Annotated in this window: 18 protein-coding genes, 2 tRNA genes and 1 pseudogene; 16 read left to right on the plus strand and 5 right to left on the minus strand. The window is 28.2% G+C overall.

The features are described from left to right. The first annotated feature begins 958 nt into the window (after positions 1-958). The gene (locus J1C67_RS06405) at positions 959-2,641 is read left to right on the plus strand and encodes a sensor histidine kinase (RefSeq protein WP_207253564.1); all 1,683 of its coding nucleotides are present in this window, start codon (positions 959-961) and stop codon (positions 2,639-2,641) included. 130 nt (positions 2,642-2,771) lie between these two features. On the opposite strand, the pseudogene J1C67_RS19380 reads toward J1C67_RS06405, so the two are convergent. Next, positions 2,772-2,990, minus strand: a pseudogene (locus J1C67_RS19380) (HTH domain-containing protein); the annotation flags it as partial. A gap of 290 nt (positions 2,991-3,280) precedes the next feature. Between J1C67_RS19380 and J1C67_RS06410 the strand changes: the two are divergent. The 6 genes from J1C67_RS06410 (at position 3,281) to J1C67_RS06435 (ending at position 10,189) form a co-directional block, all read left to right on the plus strand. Next, positions 3,281-3,859 (plus strand): NAD(P)H-dependent oxidoreductase, encoded by a 579-nt coding sequence (locus tag J1C67_RS06410; protein ID WP_167867199.1) that lies wholly within the window; start codon positions 3,281-3,283, stop codon positions 3,857-3,859. 57 nt (positions 3,860-3,916) lie between these two features. After that, positions 3,917-4,297, plus strand: a complete 381-nt coding sequence (locus tag J1C67_RS06415) for a MerR family transcriptional regulator (protein WP_167867200.1) — start codon at positions 3,917-3,919, stop codon at positions 4,295-4,297. 223 nt (positions 4,298-4,520) lie between these two features. Next, a complete protein-coding gene (locus J1C67_RS06420) occupies positions 4,521-6,758 on the plus strand; it encodes an ATP-binding cassette domain-containing protein (protein ID WP_167867201.1) in 2,238 nt (745 codons plus the stop codon). A 159-nt stretch (positions 6,759-6,917) separates the two neighbouring features. After that, positions 6,918-8,312 carry an NCS2 family permease gene (locus J1C67_RS06425; RefSeq protein WP_089972054.1) on the plus strand — a complete coding sequence of 465 codons (1,395 nt, stop codon included), beginning with the start codon at positions 6,918-6,920 and terminating at the stop codon, positions 8,310-8,312. 190 nt (positions 8,313-8,502) lie between these two features. Beyond that, on the plus strand, positions 8,503-8,676 hold the full coding sequence (locus J1C67_RS06430) for a hypothetical protein (RefSeq protein WP_167867202.1): 174 nt from the start codon (positions 8,503-8,505) through the stop codon (positions 8,674-8,676). Positions 8,677-9,052: 376 nt separating this feature from the next. Further along, positions 9,053-10,189, plus strand: a complete 1,137-nt coding sequence (locus J1C67_RS06435; protein WP_207253565.1) for a GGDEF domain-containing protein — start codon at positions 9,053-9,055, stop codon at positions 10,187-10,189. An 80-nt stretch (positions 10,190-10,269) separates the two neighbouring features. Here the strand turns inward: J1C67_RS06435 and J1C67_RS06440 are convergent, their stop codons facing one another. Together J1C67_RS06440 and J1C67_RS06445 are read right to left on the minus strand one after the other, a co-directional pair. Continuing rightward, on the minus strand, positions 10,270-10,965 hold the full coding sequence (locus tag J1C67_RS06440) for a L,D-transpeptidase family protein (RefSeq protein WP_167867204.1): 696 nt from the start codon (positions 10,963-10,965) through the stop codon (positions 10,270-10,272). 155 nt (positions 10,966-11,120) lie between these two features. Next, a tRNA-Met gene (locus J1C67_RS06445) sits at positions 11,121-11,196 on the minus strand. A 183-nt stretch (positions 11,197-11,379) separates the two neighbouring features. On the opposite strand from J1C67_RS06445, the gene J1C67_RS06450 reads away from it, so the two are divergent. Beyond that, positions 11,380-11,682, plus strand: a complete 303-nt coding sequence (locus J1C67_RS06450) for a hypothetical protein (protein ID WP_167867205.1) — start codon at positions 11,380-11,382, stop codon at positions 11,680-11,682. A gap of 109 nt (positions 11,683-11,791) precedes the next feature. Here J1C67_RS06450 and J1C67_RS06455 read toward each other — a convergent pair whose 3' ends face one another. Then, positions 11,792-13,366, minus strand: coding sequence for a DEAD/DEAH box helicase (locus J1C67_RS06455; protein WP_167867206.1), 1,575 nt, complete (start codon positions 13,364-13,366; stop codon positions 11,792-11,794). A gap of 827 nt (positions 13,367-14,193) precedes the next feature. On the opposite strand from J1C67_RS06455, the gene J1C67_RS06460 reads away from it, so the two are divergent. The 3 genes from J1C67_RS06460 (at position 14,194) to J1C67_RS06470 (ending at position 16,875) form a co-directional block, all read left to right on the plus strand. Continuing rightward, complete coding sequence (locus J1C67_RS06460) at positions 14,194-14,682, plus strand: methylated-DNA--[protein]-cysteine S-methyltransferase (RefSeq protein ID WP_167867207.1); 489 nt, start codon at positions 14,194-14,196, stop codon at positions 14,680-14,682. Positions 14,683-14,703: 21 nt separating this feature from the next. After that, the gene (locus tag J1C67_RS06465; RefSeq protein WP_167867208.1) at positions 14,704-15,474 is read left to right on the plus strand and encodes an EFR1 family ferrodoxin; all 771 of its coding nucleotides are present in this window, start codon (positions 14,704-14,706) and stop codon (positions 15,472-15,474) included. Positions 15,475-15,768: 294 nt separating this feature from the next. Continuing rightward, positions 15,769-16,875 carry a Fic family protein gene (locus tag J1C67_RS06470; protein ID WP_167867209.1) on the plus strand — a complete coding sequence of 369 codons (1,107 nt, stop codon included), beginning with the start codon at positions 15,769-15,771 and terminating at the stop codon, positions 16,873-16,875. Positions 16,876-17,048: 173 nt separating this feature from the next. On the opposite strand, the gene J1C67_RS06475 is transcribed toward J1C67_RS06470, so the two are convergent. Then, positions 17,049-17,774: a lysophospholipid acyltransferase family protein gene (locus J1C67_RS06475; RefSeq protein WP_167867210.1), complete on the minus strand. Its 726-nt coding sequence runs from the start codon at positions 17,772-17,774 to the stop codon at positions 17,049-17,051. A 262-nt stretch (positions 17,775-18,036) separates the two neighbouring features. Here J1C67_RS06475 and J1C67_RS06480 point away from each other — a divergent pair, with 262 nt between their 5' ends. The 5 genes from J1C67_RS06480 to J1C67_RS06500 all read left to right on the plus strand — a co-directional run bounded on the left by J1C67_RS06480 (position 18,037) and on the right by J1C67_RS06500 (position 20,666). Further along, positions 18,037-18,507: a staygreen family protein gene (locus tag J1C67_RS06480; protein WP_167867211.1), complete on the plus strand. Its 471-nt coding sequence runs from the start codon at positions 18,037-18,039 to the stop codon at positions 18,505-18,507. A gap of 117 nt (positions 18,508-18,624) precedes the next feature. After that, positions 18,625-18,699 (plus strand) — tRNA-Arg (locus J1C67_RS06485). Positions 18,700-18,947: 248 nt separating this feature from the next. Next, on the plus strand, positions 18,948-19,331 hold the full coding sequence (locus J1C67_RS06490; RefSeq protein ID WP_167867212.1) for a helix-turn-helix domain-containing protein: 384 nt from the start codon (positions 18,948-18,950) through the stop codon (positions 19,329-19,331). Between the two features lie 541 nt (positions 19,332-19,872). Next, positions 19,873-20,229 (plus strand): DUF4258 domain-containing protein, encoded by a 357-nt coding sequence (locus tag J1C67_RS06495; protein WP_207253566.1) that lies wholly within the window; start codon positions 19,873-19,875, stop codon positions 20,227-20,229. After that, positions 20,229-20,666: a helix-turn-helix domain-containing protein gene (locus J1C67_RS06500; RefSeq protein WP_207253567.1), complete on the plus strand. Its 438-nt coding sequence runs from the start codon at positions 20,229-20,231 to the stop codon at positions 20,664-20,666. Before J1C67_RS06495 ends, J1C67_RS06500 begins: the two co-directional genes overlap by 1 nt.

A 20,666-nucleotide genomic window follows, 5' to 3' on the forward strand; every position in this document is an offset into this window, starting at 1 on the left:
AATTGCGAGTGCACTATTTTTATAAGAAGGCTTTACTATACAAAAGGTTATTGGTGTTGGCATATGTATTATAGGCATTTTTCTAATGAATAAATTCCAAGTTGACGGGCTGATTAGAAATGTTATTTAAAATATTAATGTTTATTTTTTATAAAAATTTGATATAATATAAATAAGAAAAGCTTAGTGCGTCAACACTAAGCAATCCTTAGAACATTTATTTTGTTTTAGGGTTATTAGATGAAATTAATTGAATATTAATTAAGAAAAAGTGCTACTATTTGCAGGATGGGGCACTTTTTTCTTTGCTTTTAACTTCTATATCAAGACCAAGGAATTTAATCTTAATTTTTAAATGATGTATAAAAAGATTATGTTTTAGAATTATGCCATAATTATGAAGAATATATACACAAGAATAGAATGGAAAAACCTCACTTGGAGTAGTTACGGAGAACTGTGTCAATTACAAGTGCGGTTTTTACTTAAATTAGATATGTATTATTTTATAAAGGAAAGTATTATTATATTTATAAAAATTATTTAAATAATATTAGTAGTTTTATAAGAAAAACCGATGTAAATAGTTATTTTATTTACATCGGGTACATAAGGAAGTCAGGATTATATGTACTTAGAAGGAGTTATGAAATTTGAATGTAGTAGATTAGCTGGTATTAAAAAAATCTGGAGAGTACCAATAAAACTCACGATGTTAGAGAGAAAGCTTATATAATCACTTTTTATGATGGATATTAGGGTAATTTAATTAAATAATATTTATAATGATATAATATAGATAGGAGTTGATAATATGGATAAAAAAATGATATCTTTATTAAATCAATTATTAGAAGTACGAAAAACACACAGATTTTAAAAGTGATAAGATTGAAAGGAAAGTAGATTCAGTTGTGGAGAATTGGTAACGATAAAAGTGTACTGAAGGGGATGTAATATGAATGATAATTTTTATAGACCGGTAACAGATCAACTGGAAATAAGATTTAAAGAAAGTGAAGAGAAAGCAAAATGGGCTGCAGAGTTAGTTATTGCGAATAAAGAACTTGCCTTTCAAAGTAGGGAGAAGGCGGACAGGGCAGCAGAGTTAATAATAGCTAATAAGGAGCTTGCTTTCCAAAGAGGAGAGAAAGCAGAGAGGGCAGCAGAGTTGATAATTGCGAATAAAGAACTTGTCTTTCAAAGTAGAGAAAAAGCAGATAGGGCAGCAGAGTTAATCATAGCTAACAAGGAGCTTGCTTTCCAAAGTGGAGAGAAAGCAGACCGGGCTGCAGAGTTAATCATAGCTAATAAAGAGCTTGCCTTTCAAAGCGGGGAAAAAGCAGAGAGGGCGGCGGAGTTAATCATAGCTAATAAAGAGCTTGCCTTTCAAAGTGGAGAGAAAGCAGATAGGGCAGCAGAGTTGATCATAGCTAATAAAGAGCTTGCATTTCAAAGCGGAGAGAAAGCAGAGAGGGCAGCAGAGTTAATTATTGCTATTAAAGAGCTTGCATTTCAAAGCGGAGAGAAAGCAAACAGGGTAGCAGAGTTAATAATTGCTAATAAAGAACTTGCCTTTCAAAGCGGAGAAAAAGCAGATAGGGCAGCAGAGTTGATCATAGCTAATAAAGAGCTTGCCTTTCAAAGTGGAGAAAAAGCAGATAGGGCAGCAGAACTAATAATAGCGATTAAAGAACTCGCCTTTGAAAGCAGAGAAAAAGCAGATAGAGCAGCAGAGTTAATCATAGCTAATAAAGAGCTTGCCTTTCAACGCAATGAGAAAGCGGATAGGGCAGCCGAACTAATTATTGCTAATAAAGAGTTAATTATTGCTAATAAGGAGTTAATCATTGCTAATAAAGCACAAGGAGAATTCCTTGTTAATATCTCTCATGAACTTAAAACGCCACTAAATGTTATATTTGCAACTGCCCAGTTATTTAGTATGTATTGCAATAGTGGTTCACTGGACGAGAATAAGGATTCAATTATTAAGTATATAAACTCAATTAAACAAAACTCATATAGATTATCTAAACTTATTAATAATATAGTTGATACATCAAAAATTGAAGCAGGATTCTTTGAAATGAATTTATCAAACAAAAATATAGTCGAAGTTATAGAAAAAATAGTGATGTCTGTAGTTGATTTTACTCAAAGTAAAGGGTTAAATATTATTTTTGATACGGATAAAGAAGAAAAAATAATTGCTTGTGACCCTGAAAATATAGAGAGAATAATATTAAATCTTATATCAAATGCCATAAAATTTTCAAATGAAGGCAATGAAATATTTGTAGATGTTAAGGATAAGAATGAATTTGTTGAAATATCAGTAAAAGATAATGGTATTGGAATTGAAGAAAAGAACTTGGATATGATATTTGATAGATTTAAGCAGGTAGACAAATCATTATCAAGAAAGACAGAAGGTGCAGGCGTTGGATTAAGTTTAGTTAAATCGATTGTAGAATTACATGGTGGAACTATATATGCTGAAAGTGAATTTGGCAAAGGAAGTAAATTTACAGTCAAAATTCCTTCAGGAAAGGTACTTAATCAGAATATAAGCTATAGTGGCAACGTGAGAAGTGAAAATGAAAATGTAAAAGTGGAACTTTCAGATATTTACTCGTAAATTTTTTATAAAAAAGTAATAGTAATTCTACTGTTTTTCTATAATCTCACTGTATAATGGTCTCTGTAGCAATGGAAGAAAAACAACAATCGTAATGCAATAGGGGGGAGGTCACAATAAAAGGTACCCTTCTCTTAGATGCAGATTTTATTCTTTCTATACCTATAATATTTATATCAGATCCACACTCGTCAAATATCAGCTTAGAAAATTTTCATTTATCAGATTCTATAATAAATATATTTCTAAAGTCTTCAGTATATGCAATAGCCTTTTCGCTCACTTTCTTTACATATTTATTACTAGAAAGTATTTCAATTTCTTTATTGTTAAAAAGTTTTCCGCTCATAGTCAGCACCCCTAATGTTGTTTACCTTATTGTACATAAAAATACCCTATAGGTAGACTTTTTTTTACTGACTATGCTATAGGGTACATTTTAGTATTTTAATATATGGGTTTTTAATTATAAACTAGATTTAATATACTAAATTAAAAAATTCTATTGACCCTAGAGTATACTCTAGGGTTTATACTTTAATTAAGGTAACAATAATTAGAGGTAATCGCAGAGTGTAATTTTCGAATAAGTTTGAGTTATCCATAAATAAAAACAACTAATAAGGAGAGTGACAGAGAGTGAAAACAACTATTATCCTTGCTCATCCCTGGCATGGGAGCTTTAATAAAGCTATAATGGACACAACGGTGGAGCAGTTTAAAAAAATGAAAAAGGAATATCAGATTATTGATTTAAATAAGGAAAATTTTGACCCAGTGCTTAGAGAGGAGGAGCTTTCCTTGTATTCAAAAGGGGAGTTTAAAGATGATTTGGTAAAAAAGTATCAGATGATGTTAAAAGATTCTGACGAATTAGTTTTTATTTTCCCTATATGGTGGTTTGATTTACCAGCTATTCTAAAGGGGTTCATTGATAAAGTAATGTTGAAGAATTATGCTTATATTGAGGGTAAATATGGATTAAAGGGTCTATTAACTAATATTAAAGTCACTACAGTTATAACAACGTCAGAGGTACCGACTTGGTATCTAAAATACTTAGTAGGAAATCCAATAAAACGTTCTTTTATTCAAGGTACATTGAAGGGGATTGGAATTAAAAATGTTAAGTGGTTAAATAGTAGTTATACAACCAGTGGTACAGATAAAATGAAAAAAAGTTTTTTAAATAAAGTATTGGTCCGTTTTTCTGCATAATATGGAAGTACTAAAATAGCTGGAAATAAAACTCAAACAAATAATAGGGAGATAAATATGAAATCTTATAAGATTGGTGAACTTGCAAATATTTTAAAAATAAAAATTGATACTATAAGGTACTATGAAAAAATTGGATTGATACCAGAGCCTAAAAGACTGGAAAATGAATACAGAGTGTATTCAGAAAAATATGTTGAGATAATTCAGTTCATAATATTATGTAAAAATAATGGATTTACCCTAAAAGAGATTAGTAAAATTATAAATCTTCTATCTCTAGGTGATGCTAATAATAAAGAACTCAAAACTATAGTTAGTGATAAAATAGATACAATTGATATTAAAATAAAGGAGTTAAATTTTTTAAAAAAGCAACTAAATGAAGTTGTTAAAAATTGTGACTCAATGGATTGTACAACAATGAATTTCTTATAAAATGTTGTAATAGTGTAAAAATGTTAGAATGTGAAAAGCAACCATATTAGTAACGCTATATGATGATTTAAGTGAGGGAGAAGGAATATCTGTAATGGGTACTCCTTCTTATTTTACGTTAAAGAATATTGGGTTAAATATTTTGAATTTAGAGGTAATGAGACAAATATAAATTGTAGTAAATGTGTTAAAATTAAATATAATAATAAATGGAGGAATGTAAATGAACGAAGAATATATAACGTTAAAAGGATGTAGGGAAAATAATTTAAAAAATGTTTCATTAAAGATACCAAAGAGAAAGATTACAATATTTACAGGGGTATCTGGTTCAGGTAAGTCATCTATTGTTTTTGAGACTGTAGCAAAGGAAGCTCAACGGCAGTTAAATGAAACTTTTAGTGCGTTCATAAGAAATTTTCTGCCTAAGTATGGTAGTGTTAAGGCCGATTGTATTGAAAATTTATCAACACCAATAATTATTAACCAAAAAAGAATTGGTGGAAACTCTAGATCAACTTTAGGAACAATAACTGATATTAATTCATTTCTTAGAGCTTTATACTCAAGGTGTGGAAGTCCATATATAGGAAAAGCTAATATGTTTTCTTTTAATGATGTAAATGGTATGTGTCCAGAGTGTGAAGGCCTTGGGAAAAAACTAACAGTAGATATGGATATGATTCTTGATAAAAGTAAGTCTTTAAATGAAGGAGCTATATTACTCTCAGGGTTTGGAGTTGGTTCTTGGCATTGGAAACTATTTACGGAATCAGGTTTCTTTGATAATGATAAAAAAGTTTGTAACTATTCAAAAGAAGAGTTACATAAATTTTTATATGGAGAGGCAGAAAAAATAAAGATAGATGAAATTGGTACTATGAACTTAACTTATGAAGGATTAATAGTTAAATTTAATAGACTATACTTAAAGAAAGAGGGAGAAACATCAGAAGCTTCTAAGAAAAAATTAAGTAAGTTGCTTACTGGAGGTGAATGTCCATTATGTGAAGGAAAACGACTTAATCAAGCAGTATATAAGTGTTTAATTAATGGCTATAATATTGCAGATCTGACTAGTATGCAACTTGATGAACTTGTAAATGTTATATCAGAAATTAATGAGCAGGAAGCTGTACCTTTGGTTAAAGGTATAATAGAAAAGTTAAATAATATTATAGATATAGGTCTTGGATATTTAACTTTAGAAAGAGAAACATCTTCTCTTTCAGGTGGAGAATCTCAACGTATTAAGATGGTAAAGCATTTAAATAGTAACCTTGTAGATTTGATGTATATATTTGATGAGCCAAGTATAGGACTTCATCCAAGAGATGTTCATAAGCTAAATAACCTTTTAATGAAGCTACGGGATAAAGGTAATACGGTAATAGTAGTAGAGCATGATCCTGATGTAATTAAAATTGCAGATTATATTGTAGATGTAGGACCACGTGCAGGAGTTAACGGTGGGAACATTGTATATCATGGAAGTTATATAGACCTATTAACATCAGGGACACTTACAGGTAATGCTTTAAATAATAGTCTTTCAATAAATGAAAATCCAAGGAGTCATAAAGGGTATTTAGAAGTTACTAATTGTACTAAAAATAACTTGAAAAATATTTCGGTTTCAATTCCAAAAGATGTATTAACAGTAGTAACTGGTGTTGCAGGTTCTGGTAAGAGTACACTTATGAAGTATGAATTCTTAAAACAAAACAAAGATGCAGTATTAATAGACCAAAGTCAAATTGGTGCAAACTCAAGGTCCAACCTAGCAACTTATAGTGCAATTATGGATAATATAAGAAAAGCTTTTGCTAAAGCTAATGAAGTTAATCCATCATTATTTAGCTATAATTCAGAAGGGGCATGTGAGAACTGTAATGGAACTGGAGTTATAGAAACAAATCTTGCTTTTATGGAGAATGTAAAGAGTACTTGTGAGATATGCGAAGGTAAAAGATTTAAAAAACAAGTTTTAGAATACAAATTCCAAGAAAAAAATATAATAGATATTCTTGATATGACAGTTTCAGAATCAATAGAATTTTTTAAATTAAAGTCAATAAAGACTAAGCTAGAGAGCCTAAATGAAATGGGAATTGGATATTTAACATTAGGTCAGACCCTTGATACTTTATCAGGTGGAGAATGTCAAAGATTAAAGCTTGCAAGTGAGTTACATAAGGAAAGTTCAGTATATATAATGGATGAGCCTACTACAGGTCTTCATATGGCCGATATTGAAAAGTTTATTAATATAGTTCATAACATTGTAAATAACGGAAATACAGTAATAATAATTGAACATAATATAGAAGTGATTAAAAATGCTGATTGGATTATTGATATTGGGCCAGGTGGTGGAACACATGGTGGAGAAATAGTATTTGAGGGAACGCCTGTAGAATTACGTAAATGTGGAAAGTCATTGACGGCTAAATATATTTAGGTAATTGAAATATTTAGAGATGCCTTAGTTTAAATTAATAATATAAAAAAGCAAACATAATGATTAGGAAAATACAAAAAATATAAAAGAATTGATAAAATACGAATGATATGATAAAATGGGGTTATAATATTCGGAAAAAAGAAGGGGCCTTTTAATATGGAAAAGTTTTTTAAATTAAAAGAAAACGGAACGGATGTAAAAACCGAAATGGTTGCGGGGTTAACAACCTTTTTAACAATGGCATATATATTGTTCGTAAATCCAATGATTTTATCTGCAACGGGAATGGATAAAGGAGCTGTATTTGTTGCAACTATAATAGCAGCAGTTATAGGTACTTTAGTTATGGGGTTAGTTGCTAATGTTCCTTTTGCACAAGCACCAGGGATGGGATTAAATGCATTTTTCACATTTACAGTAGTTTTTGGGTTAGGATTTACTTGGCAACAAGGGTTAGCAATGGTTTTTATTTGCGGGATTATAAATATAATAATAACAACTACAAAAATTAGAAAAATGATAATAAAAGCTATACCAGAATCTCTTCAATATGCTATTTCAGGGGGCATAGGTTTATTTATAGCTTATATTGGAATTAAGCAAGCTCGGTTTTTATCATTTACAGGAGAAGGGGTTAATAAGGTTTTTTCAGCAGGAGAATCTACTGGATATAGTGATATAATACCTTCTTTAACTAATTTTAAAGATCCAGTATCTCAATTAGCATTAATAGGTTTATTAATAACAATAGTCCTTATGCTTTTAAAGCTTAAAAGTGCTATTCTTGTAGGTATTATTTCAACTACAGCAATAGGTATATTTACAGGAGTTACACAAGTACCAGATTTTAGCGCAATAAGTTTTGCGGTACCTAGTATTGCTCCAACATTTTTTAAATTAGATTTTGCAGGATTGTTTAGTGATCCATCTAAATTCTTCTTAGTATTTACAACAATTTTTGCTTTTTCCTTATCAGATACATTTGATAGTATTGGAACTTTTTTAGGAACTGGAAGAAAAGCAGGAATTTTTGATTCTAATGATGAAAAGTTATTTTCAGAAGGAAATACTTTTTCATCAAAATTAGAAAGAGCTTTATTTGCAGATGCTACAGCAACTTCAATAGGAGCATTGCTTGGAACAAGTAATACTACTACTTATGTTGAAAGTGCATCAGGAATAAGCGAGGGTGGAAGAACAGGGTTAACATCAGTTACTGTTGCAGGTTTATTCTTAGTATCTTTATTTTTATCTCCTATAATGGGAATGGTGCCAGCGGCAGCAACTGCACCAGCTTTAATAGTTGTTGGAGTGCTAATGATGGAGTCATTTAGCAAGATCGATTGGAGCACGTTTGAAGTGGCAATGCCAGCTTTCTTTATAGTAACATTTATGCCATTTACTTATAGCATTTCAAATGGTGTAGCAGCAGGATTTATATGTTACTGTATTGCTAAAATAACAAAGAGAGAGACTAAAGATGTTCATCCTATTATGTATATAGTAAGTGTATTGTTTTTAATTAACTTCTTTATTAATGGGATAAAATAATTTGCAAATTGAAAGCAAAATAGGTTAAATTAAATATATTTTTTAGAGAAAGGCAAAGCCTTTCTCTTTTTCTGTTTATAGGTTTATAATATTAATATAATTTATTTAATATATTAGGCATTTGAAAAAATAAAAAATTAAGATGATATGTATATTTTTGAAGATGCATTAAAAAAAAGGAGGAAAAAATATGTTTACGAGTGAGGAACTTTTAGTTATTAAAGATGCATTAAGAATTGCTGACGAAGAATATATAAAATTAATTGAAGAAAATAAGAATAGTAAAACTAGACTAGTTGCCTTCAATAGAAAACAAAAGAAGTTATGGTTAGTTCAGAATAAATTAAAAAAGATTTTAGAATAGAAATAGAAAAATTAATTATATTTAAGTAGTTAAAAAAAGAGGGTGAATTGCATCCTCTTTTTTGTTTAAATTTAGATGGAAATTAATAATTTTTAAATAGGAGGGAGGAGATGACTACAATGTAGGTGGGTAAGAGAATGATGACGAAAAAAATAGAAATATGACAAAATAAGACATAAAAATAAAAGAATATATGATACACTATTTTATAATAGTAATGTTAAAAAATTGACCATTATAAAGAACATATGTTGATAGAAAAATGACATTTGCTATTTTGAATATTATACTAGATAGAAAAATTGTAACGTTCAATGAAAAGATAATTAAATTTTTCAAGGGATTATAAAAGGATAAGGGGGGATACTGTATCAGTATGTTATTAGAACTTCAGATAAATATTTTTATGAGTTTATTACTTGTTGTAACAATAGTGCATGCTTATTTTAAGTTAAATAGGAGTAGTAATATATTTAACTTATTTATTAGTACAAAGATTATTATATTAGTTATGTTAATACTTGAAATTTTAAGAGTCATGTACAATAAAATTGATTATCTAGATAGCATAGTAATTCAGAAGGTTATAAATATTATAGAATTTTCACTAGCTCCTTTTCCGATATTCCTTATTTGCATTTTATTTAATAAGTGGATATATAAGAAAATTGATAGGAAAATAATATGTTTATTATCAATACCATTATTAGTTAATTTAATAATTTGTTTATTAAATTATAGACTTGAATATATATTTAAATATATATTTAAGATTACAATAGGAAATACATATTTAATAGGACCTATGTTTTTAATATCCCCTTTAGTGAATTGCTTTTATTTTCTATTAACCCTAATATTTCTATGGGTTAATAGAATGGAGGTGAATAAGGAGGAATTAACTACATTTAAATTAGTAGTATTAATACCATTTATATTAGGGGTTATACAGTTTAAATATGATATATATCTTACTATATGGAGCAGTTGGGGTATTTCGATTATTATAATGTATACTTTCATTTTAAATGATAATTCAAAAAAAGATTCATTAACTGGATTAGAAAATAGATTAGAATATTATATTTATATTGATAAGTTAAAGAAAAAAAATAATCTTAAATTAACAGCGATAAACATAGATTTAGACGGTATTAAATATATTAATGATAATTATGGTCACTATGAAGGTGACCAATCTATAAAAATTTTTGCTTCATTATTAAAGGATGTCTTTGGTACACATATTAAGACTATTAGACTAAGGAGCGATGAATTTATTATTCTAATAAAAGATGATAATGAATTTTTAATAAAAAAGTTTATAAAAGATTTAATTAATAAGTTAGAGGAATACAATAAAAATAGTGGTAAAGAATATAAAATCAAATTTAGCTATGGAATAGCAATTTATAATCCTAATAGAGAAAATATTGAAGAATTATTAAACCGTTCTGATGAAGCGATGTATCGTAACAAAAATAGTAAATCTTATTATAATGATAATATATAGAAAAAAGGAGTATCTGCATAGGATATTCCTATTTCTTTTGCCTTAAAAATATTTTGAATAAAATATTATATATAACTACTTTATTCAAATTTAAAAATACCAATACTATTTAAGAACTTTTTATCTATAAGTGATGTTCCTGGTAAGTTCGTATCTTTCCTATAATTTTCCACTGCTATTTCAAGAGAGTAGTTATAAATACCATCAGGTTTTTCTTTAAAATATCCTAAGGATTGAAGCCGTCTTTGAACTTCATACACATCTGCTCCTTTATCATTACGGTTGATATCCCTGACATAGCTAGAAAAAAGCCAACTTGGGCCACTAGATATAATAACGGGAGTACCATAATCAACTAAGGAGTAAAGTTCCTGGGCATTATTATTAAACATTCTTATACACCCGCTAGAAGCCATAGAACCTATTGAATCAGGATTGCTGGTACCATGAATACCATAAGTGTCCCAAGGTGCGTTTAAACCAAGCCAGTAACCACCAAATGGACCATTCATAAGAGCTTTACTAGAAATTTTCCAGTTACCAATTGGAGAAGGCGTAGCTTTCTTTCCAATTGCAACAGGATAGGATTTTTTTACTTCTTTAGTTTCTGAATCTAATAGAGATAGAGTTAATTGATTAACGTCTATAAAAATAATATATTTATTATTTAAACTTTCCTTATTAGCATTATATAACTCATAAGATTTAACGCTAGAAATAGGAAGCGATAAACTTAATAATAGTAAAATTAGTAATAAGTGAATGGATCTTTTCATTTAATCACCCTTTAAATTTTAATTATAAGGTATTAAAAAAATAACAAGTCAAATATGCCTTATATATATAAGCATTAGGAAATATAACGAAAAATATACAAAAACAATTTAAATACGAAAAAACCAATTACAATAATGTAATTGGTTTAACTATTTGGTTGCGGGGATAGGACTTGAACCTATGACCTTTGGGTTATGAGCCCAACGAGCTGCCAACTGCTCCACCCCGCGATATTATTAGCTTGATATTTAATATCTCTGCTACAATTAATATTATATGTCATTAATAGAAAATCGTCAATGGTAATTAAATGGGAAAAATATATTAAAAATTTTAATTTTGATATATAATATAGACTATAAAAATAAATAGAATATAATGTAGATAAATAAATATAGGTTAGAGGTGAAACCATGGCAAAGATTAATAGTAAAAATAATGATTTATTACATAATTCCAAGCTTACAACTACACCAAAGGTGTATGCTATTTTATTACATTTAGTAAATGACAATAGAGAAGATTTGGCTCAAATTGCTAAGCGAGTAGATTACTTAATACTTTATACAACTAGATGTATATCTCTTAAAGATTTTAAAGAAGCAAAAGAAGCTATTGAAAAAGCTGGAGAGAGAATACAATTTCTTAAAAAAGAAGGCGTAGAAATAGATTATTTAGAGTACTTATATGAAGGCACTAAAAAAAAGTTGAAATAAGATAAGGAATCTAAATAAATATTTTAATAATAACTAGTTATTTTTAAAATATTACTAAATAAAAGACGAGAAGTAATAAATTACTTCTCGTCTTTACTATTTAAAGATATTATCTTTTTCTTTTGTTAGCAACTTCTATATTAACTTTTCTATTGTGTAATCTTTGTCCTATACATGTATCCATAACTTTAGATTGGATATCAGGAGTAACATTTACAAAAGCAAAGTTTTCTAATATATCTATATCTCCAACAGCTGTTGGTTTAACGTTAGCTGTTTCTTGAATGAAGCTTACAAGTCCCTTTGGAGTTAAGCCATCTCTTCTACCAACTGATATGAACAGACGAACATCTTCACCCTTAGGAGAGTCTAAAGCGTTATCTGAATAGCCACTAGCCATATCAGATTTGAATTGGCTCTTTATAAGAGCGGCAATTATATCAACTGAGTCAAATTTTTCGTTTAATTCAGTTGCAACAGCTACGAATTTTTCGAAATCTTTCTTTTCTATTATTTGTTGAACTTCATCAATCATTGAGCTTGATTTAGTTGCAAATATTTCTTCAACAGTTGGAATAGCTTTTCTAGTTATTTCAGCCTTAGTAACATTTCTAATTTGCTTCAACATTGATTGCTCTCTTGGAGTAATTAGTGTATAAGCGATACCTTCCTTGTTAGCTCTACCAGTTCTTCCTATTCTGTGAACATATGATTCAACATCTTGAGGAAGATCGTAGTTTATAACATGAGTGATACCGTCAACATCAATACCTCTAGCAGCAACATCTGTAGCAACTAAGAAGTTTAAGCCACCTTCTTTAAATTTGTTTAAAGTTCTGATTCTATGAGCTTGAGACATGTCTCCGTGCATACCTTCAACTACATAGCCTCTACCTTGCATTCCAGAAACAACTTCATCAACGCCTCTTTTAGTCTTACAGAAGATTATAGAAGTAGTTGGGTTATCAAAATCTAAGATTCTGCAAAGTGCTTCGAATCTTGTTTTTCCATTAACTTCAAAGAAATGTTGAGAAATCTTTGAAACAGTTAATGAATTAGCTTTTATAGCTATATGCTTAGCATCTGGCTTCATGTAACGTGAAGCTAATCTTTTGATTTGTGCAGGCATAGTAGCTGAGAATAATAATGTTTGTCTTTCTTTAGGAATACGACCGATTATATCTTCTAAATCGTCGATGAATCCCATGTTTAACATTTCATCAGCTTCGTCTAAAACTAAGAACTTAACTGTATCTAAAACAAGAGTTCCTCTTTTAATATGGTCTAAAACTCTACCTGGAGTTCCAACAACTATATTAACGTTTCTTTTTAGTTCTCTTATTTGGTGTTGCATTGGCTCTCCACCATATACAGGTAAGATGTTTAATCTATCATGCTTTGAAATTCTTTTAAGTTCTTCGCATACTTGTATAGCTAATTCTCTTGTTGGAGCTAATATAACAGCGTTAAGAACACTTTTATCTGTAATATTATTGATTATTCCACAACCAAAAGCTGCAGTTTTCCCTGTACCAGTTTGAGCTTGGCCTATAAGGTCAAATCCCGCTATGGCAACTGGAATAGCCTCTGCTTGTATGTCTGATGGTTTTTCAAAACCTAAGTCTGTTATAGATCTTAAAAGGGTTTCGCTTAAACCTAAGTCGCTAAATTTGATTTCATTCATTCAATAATTCCTCTTTCTTTTTCGCTTTTAAATAATTTACACTTATATAAGTTATAAGTGGAGAATTTAATTAGCTAATATTTTGTTTATTTATTTTTACCGTTCTTTGTACTAACCTTTTTAGTATACACTACATCCCACAAATATGCCCTAACTATTTATTAACAATACAGAGTTATTTTGTATTTATTTCGTCTGTATAAGCTTTCATGCTAAATTACATTAAATAATATAGATATAATAACTCTATACTTCTATTATTGACTAAATTAATAAATTATATTAATTTAGATTTGTGATTTCGTTTTTAATTTTTGGAAAATATGCTAAATGCAATATAGAATGGCATTGTTTATATATATTAAAAAGTATTTAAAGTCAAAATAAGATTTGTCGACGATTAAGAATTTAACCTATGTAGTAGACTCTCTATATATCTAAAGGATCTTTAGAAATAATGGTTAATTAGAATTGTGCCAGTTTAGGCTAATATATCTGCAATTTTAGAGCTATATTTACAACATCTAATAAAAAGATTAGATCTTAAAAGAAGCCCTCGTATAGAGACAGCTACGATACCTAAAACATTGATCCGATAGCAAAGTTTAGAGAAAAAGGCTCAAACATCTATGAAAAATTTCATTAAGATATTTATATATTCTTTTTCAATTACCTTATCTTTTCTTTAGTATTAGTCAATACATTATGGCACATAAAATCATTTAATTCAAACTATAATGAAAAAATATTTAAAAAAAGGTGTTGATAACGATTTTATTGTATTAAAATATAAGATTATGTAAAAAAATATTCTAGGGAGGTCAATTATGAAAGAGGTTTATGATTATATAGAAACACAAATTGGAAAAGTATATATTGTAATGAATGAAGTTGGAGTAATAAAAATAGAAGTAATAGAAAGTAAATGGCAGGAGTTTATAAAAAACAATTCTGATATTAATATAGATAAAGAATTTTGCACGGATGCAGTAAAGCAAATGGATGAATATTTTAAAGGAGAAAGAAAAGAATTTAATTTACCTATAGTAATAGAAGGTACTATATTTAGAAAAGAAGTTTGGAAAGCTCTAATGGAAATACCCTATGGAGAAACAAGGAGTTACAGTTATATAGCTAAAGAAATAAATAATGAAAAAGCTATAAGAGCTATTGGGCAAGCTAATAAATCAAATTCACTGCCTATTATAATACCTTGCCACAGAGTAATTGGAAAAAATAACAAATTAAGAGGTTACGCTGGAGATAATATTGATGTACAATTAAAGTTAATAGAGTTAGAAAAAACATATAAATAATTTTAAAAGGGGAAAAGAAATATGGGAACAAAAATTTTTTATTTTTCATCTACAGGTAACTCTTTATATGTAGCAAAACGATTAAAGGAAAAAATAGAAAACTGTGAATTAGTATCAATACCAAAAGCTTATAATGAAAATATGTTTGATTATAATTGCGAAAAAGCAATTATAATTTTCCCATTACATTGTTTTGGGCTTCCTATTATAGTAGGAAATTTTATTTCAAAATTAAAATTGAATATGGATGCTTATGTTTTTGCCGTTCAAATAACTGGAGGTGGAAGCTCGCGCAATTCGTTTATACAAATAGATGAGGCATTAGGTAATAACAACCCAAAATTAAGTAACAAAATAGAAATAAAATATATTTCAAACTACATTAAGGCTGGTAAAAACCCTACAGCAGAGAGAGCTCAAGTAGCACTAGATAATAATGAATGGAAGGTTGATAAATTAATTCAACTTATTAAAGATAAACAAGTAGATGAAATAAGTAAAAATAAAAATCCAATCTATAGCACTTTCTATAAGATTTGGAGAGATAAATATAAAAATAAGGATAAAAAGTTTAATGTTAATGATGATTGTATTGGATGCAAGGTATGTGAAAAAATATGCCCTGTGAATAATATTGAACTCAAAGAGGATAAGCCTGTTTGGAAAGGAAACTGTACAGATTGTATGGCTTGTATAAATAACTGCCCTAGAAATGCTATTAATATAGGGAAATCTACTATTAAAAAGAATAGATATAAAAATCCTTATATAAAATTAGAAGAATTACTTTAAAGATACTTAATATAAATACAATTAGGAATTGGATAATATTATAAGAATAAGTTGAAGATGTGAAGAAAAATATGGGATTAAATAACAAATAAAACAAAAATCAATAAATTACAATAATTGGGATAGGATAAACCTCTCCCTTTTTATTTTATGTAATTTTAACAGTAAAATTATAAAATAGTATTTGTAGTCATTGTTTTAAGTAATAAAATTTTTTTAAAATAGTATTTTATTAGTAATAAAATAGTAGTATAATTAGTTTTAATTTAGTAATTACTATACGGGAGAAGCATTATGGACAAACAATTAATGGAAGTATTTAACAAAATGTATTTTGGAAAGAATCAATTAAAAAGAAGAATATATGATGATAATGAATTGGAAATAATATGGGAAAACATCAACAATACTAGAAGAGATACATCTATAGATATTGAGATGAAATTAAATGAAAAAAACAATATTTGGTATAATATTACAGATGATGTGAATTTAATAATTACATATATAAATTATATTGAAAAAAGTGAAATAATAAATTATTTATCAGATAGTAGGATTATAGATAAGAATTGGCTAAGTGATAATAAAGAGTGTCCAATGAATTGTTCTATAGTGCTAAACACTAATAATATAGAACAATTCTATATAAACACATATAGAGATAAAGATACTGAAAAAGAAGAAGTCTATAGAAGTGGCAATAAAGTAGAATGCGTAGATATGTATAATTATGAGCCTTATAAATTAGAAAATGATAAGACTGTAAAAGAGTTATTAGCAGATTTATTAGACTTTATTGAAACTAATAAGTCCTTCAATACTGTTATAAAAGCATCTATATTACATTTTTATATTTCATATTTAAATCCTTTTGTTAAGTATAACTTAGATATGGCAGAACATATAACAAACAGATATTTAATAAATAACGGATATAAAATAATGGGGCACTGTAAGACGTTAACATTGATTAAAGCTGATGAAAGAAGATACTATAATGCCATAGAAAATAGCATAGTTAATGATGGGGATGTAACTTATTTTATTAAATACTATGTAGGAATTCTTCAAGGCTCTATTAAAGAATTGACTAAAGAGGTTAGCGTTAAGTATGGAAAGAAAATAATAAAAGAGTTGATTGAAAAAAAGAAGGTCTCATTAGAAGATAGACAAATTAAGTTTATAAATAGCATGATAGTTTTAAGTAATAATAAAATAAGTATAGAGGATTATAAAAGAAAATCTAAGGTGTCCTATGAGACCGCAAGGTCAGATTTAAATGTATTAGTAGCACTTGGGTTTTTTAAAATAAGTAAAATGGGAAAGAAATATGAATATTATTTTAATGATATTTTCACTATAATTGATAATTTTAACGACATAAGTATTGAGTTATAGTGCATATAAACATTTTAATATATTACAAAATAGCATATTAAAAAAGAAGAGTTAATAAGATTTATAAAAATAAATGCCTTTGGATTATTAGAAATCCAAAGGCATTTAGGCGTCTTAAAAAATAATTAGTCAATATACATAGCACATTGGATTGTTATTTTTTATATACCATATTATTGTGGTGGTAATTTTGAACCTATTATAGATTTAACCTTTTCTGGAAGTTCAGCTTGTTCTTCTTTTGAAAGGTTGGCAGTTTCTATCATAGGATGTATATAAATATCTACAGTAGCACTTGTTAAATGCTTATTAGAATTACCTTCCATTATTTTATAAGATCCGTTCATAGTTACAGGAACTATAGGAACTTTAGATTTAGTGGCAAGTTTAAAGCTACCTGCTTTAAATTCACCCATTTTATCACCTTTACTTCTTGTGCCTTCAGGGAATACTACTAGAGAGTTACCACTTTTTAAAGAGTTAATTCCCGTAATAATAGCTTCACCAGCCTTTCTTATGCTGCTTCTATCCATAAAAATACAGTTCATGTATTCCATCCAATTTTTCACACCTACCATTTTAGTTAATTCAATTTTAGCTACAAAACCTTTAGGAATATCAATACAACTAATATAAATAGGGATATCAAAATTTCCTTGATGATTTCCAATAAATAATACATTTTTATCTTTAGGTAAATTTTCTTTGCCGTGTACATTTACCTTAACATTAAGAATCTTAAGCAATTTTCTAGTCCAATTGCTAGTAAATTTATGAACGAAAGCAACCTTCTCATCTGTTCGTCCCTGCTTTTCCAGCTTTTTAACCTTAATCAAAGCGGGAATAGTTAATGGAATACTTAAAAAGAAGTAAGCGTACCATATAATAGTTTTAAACATAATTTTAAAATCTCCTCTCAATAGTAAAAATATATTATAAGGGAGCAAAAAAATATACCAGAATCTGACTAGTTATTTTTTTGGAGCGCCCTAATGTGAGTCATATTAAAAAATATTCTCAGCATGGTTTTTATAATGTTCTTATTTAAAGTATATTACAAAAAAGGCAGATATAAAAGTAAATAAAAAATTATTATAGAGTGAAACATTGGAGAATATCTACATATATTATAAATGTAGATAATTATTTAGGAGAAAAAATTTGTTTGAATTTGAACCAAAAAAATTATTTGTAGATTTTAAAAATGGGGTAATAGAAACAGAAGGATTAGTACCAAGAACTTATACCATGACCCATTCAGACGAAACCGGAGATTTATTTGTAACTGTTGGAACAATTTATGATTGGGATAAAATAACACCAGTTAGAGATGAAGTTTTGGCAGAGTGGGTGAAAGAGGATGGTAAATATAAACTGAAAGTATATGTACATGTGGATGGATCAAAAGGTATAAAAGAAACAGCTATTAGAAATGAGATTTTTAGGAGAGAGCTGCCGTTAGCATTAACAGCAATAAGATATGGGGATCGTAAATTTTTTTGTGAAAATAATAATTTAGATAATGTTCCTATAATTGTACATTTCAATTCTATGTTGAATGAATATAATAAGAAAGAAGATTGGGGAATATTTAAACAGTATAGGATGTTTGACGAAGAGAATAATAGATAAATAATTTTTAAAACCAAGAGGCGTATTTATAATTAATAGTGAATTTTATTAATATATAGCATGGATTAGATTGACATATAAGACTATATATAATAAAATCTAATTGTTGGTTTATATGTCTTCATAGTTAAACGGATAGAACAGTCCCCTCCTAAGGGACAGATACAGGTTCGATTCCTGTTGAGGACACCACAATACAATAAAGAATGGCTATATCATTGAGATATAGCCATTTTTATTTACATAAAAGTGCCTAAAAAGTGGCTAAAAATTATTTTGTTTAAATATTTTATAAAAATTTAATTAATTTACATTTATAATATGAATAGATAGTTTTATATAAAATGTTGCGAAACGTTACAAAATAAAAGCAACTATTGAATAAAATATAAAAAGGTGTAACAGTATATTACAGATATTAATTGTAGGAGGTATATACTATGTTAACAAGTGAAATTATAGGTGGAAGAATTAAGGAGATAAGAGGAAATAAAAAGATAAGCCAACAATTAATATCAGATAACTTAAAAGATTTAGGTATATCAATGAGTAGGGAGACTTTAAGTAAAATAGAAACGGGTAATAGATCAATATCAGCTCTTGAGATAAAGGCTATTTGCTCTATTTTGAATTTAGATGTAGAAGTATTGATAGATGATAATGAAGATGAGACTTTAGTTGATTTATTTAGAAAGAGAAATATGAATGAAGAAACACTTAAAAGAGTGGAAACGGTACAGGATATGATTATGAGCTTTACGAACCAAAAGAAAATATTAAAGACTGAGACTATCAACAATGTTGAGCCTTTGTGGAGGAATTAATTATTATGAATTTAACTAAAAAAGACTTAAAGTTACAAGATGAATACCTAATATTAAGCAATTAGATTATACCAAAGTTTAACGAAGAAAGAAGAAATAACAAAAATTGAGGGATATGATATATCTCTAATAGTACCAACTGAGATAGCTTATGTATCAAAAGAATATCTAGAAATAGCAAAACAAAATTATGAAAAAGGAAAGATATCTTATGGTAAGATAACTCAACTTTTAGAGTTTATAAATGAAACACCAGAGAAGTATGGTTACAATAAACCAGATGAGATTATATAGATGAAAAAATATACAGCTGCTATTTCAGATACGGATATTCTTATAAATTTAGCTAAGATTGATAGGTTAGATATTAAATATATAAGTTAATCATATTATGAGTATAATTATGTAATTAGAAAGAGCGTTTAATTAGATGGTAGAGATACTGGCTAATAATTTATATTAATTTATAGTAATTTATAATAGTTTATTGTAAATTATAGTTAACAAGTGTATATTATAAGTAAGAAGAGGTAATAAATATATGATAGATGAATTAGAAAAGGTTAGAGGCACAATGGCTGAAAATAATATAAGACAGAAGATAAACAAGGGAGATTATATTGTTAGCAAGCATGCGATGGATAGAATGTCAGAAAGAAAGATTCCTTTAGAAAAAGTTATTAATTGTATAGCAGAAGGAAAAACTATTGAGGTTCAAATAGGAAAAGAACTAAATGATATAAAGATACTGTTCCAAGAGGCTACAAAAGATAAAGCAGAGGTATATGCTGTAGTAGCAGATAGAGATAAACCTGTAATAGTAACAGTTTGTAGAACTAAAGGTGAGGTATGGGAACATGTAGGGAATGTCTTGAAAAGAAGGGAGATGCATAAATAATGAGTATGAAATGCTATATTTGTGATCATGAAATGGAAGAAAAAATCACTGCGATAAATACTGGGTGGGGTGAATATAAGGTAACTATAAATGGAGTGAGTGCACATGTGTGCCCTGAATGTGGAGAGATGGTAATTGATAGTAAAGATGCGTTGATGCTTCAAAAGATTAGTAAGAGTTTAGAGGCTACAAATATAGATCAGAGACCAGATGTGTTAAATTTAACTGAGGTTGCGGATTTATTAAGAGTAAGCAATCAAACCATATACAATATGATAAAAGATGGTAGAGTAAAGGCTGTAAAGTTTGGGAGAGAGTGGAGATTTAATAGAAAAGATATAGAGGCATATATCAATGGTTCTTATGATATAGCAGCAAGAAATAAAAAAGGTGAAATAGACTCAAGAATTACTGAGATTATTGATAAATACAAATAA

It is taken from the genome of Clostridium gasigenes (assembly GCF_017348895.1).
Taxonomy (GTDB): domain Bacteria; phylum Bacillota; class Clostridia; order Clostridiales; family Clostridiaceae; genus Clostridium; species Clostridium gasigenes.

Bases quoted from the DNA above. Each gene is read 5' to 3' on its own strand.
- J1C67_RS06440 (WP_167867204.1), bottom strand. From the start codon at position 10,965: ATGAAAAGATCCATTCACTTATTACTAATTTTACTATTATTAAGTTTA.
- J1C67_RS06455 (WP_167867206.1), bottom strand. From the start codon at position 13,366: ATGAATGAAATCAAATTTAGCGACTTAGGTTTAAGCGAAACCCTTTTA.
- J1C67_RS06465 (WP_167867208.1), top strand. From the start codon at position 14,704: ATGGGAACAAAAATTTTTTATTTTTCATCTACAGGTAACTCTTTATAT.
- J1C67_RS06500 (WP_207253567.1), top strand. From the start codon at position 20,229: ATGAGTATGAAATGCTATATTTGTGATCATGAAATGGAAGAAAAAATC.
- J1C67_RS06420 (WP_167867201.1), top strand. From the start codon at position 4,521: ATGAACGAAGAATATATAACGTTAAAAGGATGTAGGGAAAATAATTTA.
- J1C67_RS06490 (WP_167867212.1), top strand. From the start codon at position 18,948: ATGTTAACAAGTGAAATTATAGGTGGAAGAATTAAGGAGATAAGAGGA.
- J1C67_RS06495 (WP_207253566.1), top strand. From the start codon at position 19,873: ATGATAGATGAATTAGAAAAGGTTAGAGGCACAATGGCTGAAAATAAT.
- J1C67_RS06415 (WP_167867200.1), top strand. From the start codon at position 3,917: ATGAAATCTTATAAGATTGGTGAACTTGCAAATATTTTAAAAATAAAA.
- J1C67_RS06450 (WP_167867205.1), top strand. From the start codon at position 11,380: ATGGCAAAGATTAATAGTAAAAATAATGATTTATTACATAATTCCAAG.
- J1C67_RS06435 (WP_207253565.1), top strand. From the start codon at position 9,053: ATGTTATTAGAACTTCAGATAAATATTTTTATGAGTTTATTACTTGTT.
- J1C67_RS06425 (WP_089972054.1), top strand. From the start codon at position 6,918: ATGGAAAAGTTTTTTAAATTAAAAGAAAACGGAACGGATGTAAAAACC.
- J1C67_RS06430 (WP_167867202.1), top strand. From the start codon at position 8,503: ATGTTTACGAGTGAGGAACTTTTAGTTATTAAAGATGCATTAAGAATT.
- J1C67_RS06460 (WP_167867207.1), top strand. From the start codon at position 14,194: ATGAAAGAGGTTTATGATTATATAGAAACACAAATTGGAAAAGTATAT.
- J1C67_RS06475 (WP_167867210.1), bottom strand. From the start codon at position 17,774: ATGTTTAAAACTATTATATGGTACGCTTACTTCTTTTTAAGTATTCCA.
- J1C67_RS06405 (WP_207253564.1), top strand. From the start codon at position 959: ATGAATGATAATTTTTATAGACCGGTAACAGATCAACTGGAAATAAGA.
- J1C67_RS06470 (WP_167867209.1), top strand. From the start codon at position 15,769: ATGGACAAACAATTAATGGAAGTATTTAACAAAATGTATTTTGGAAAG.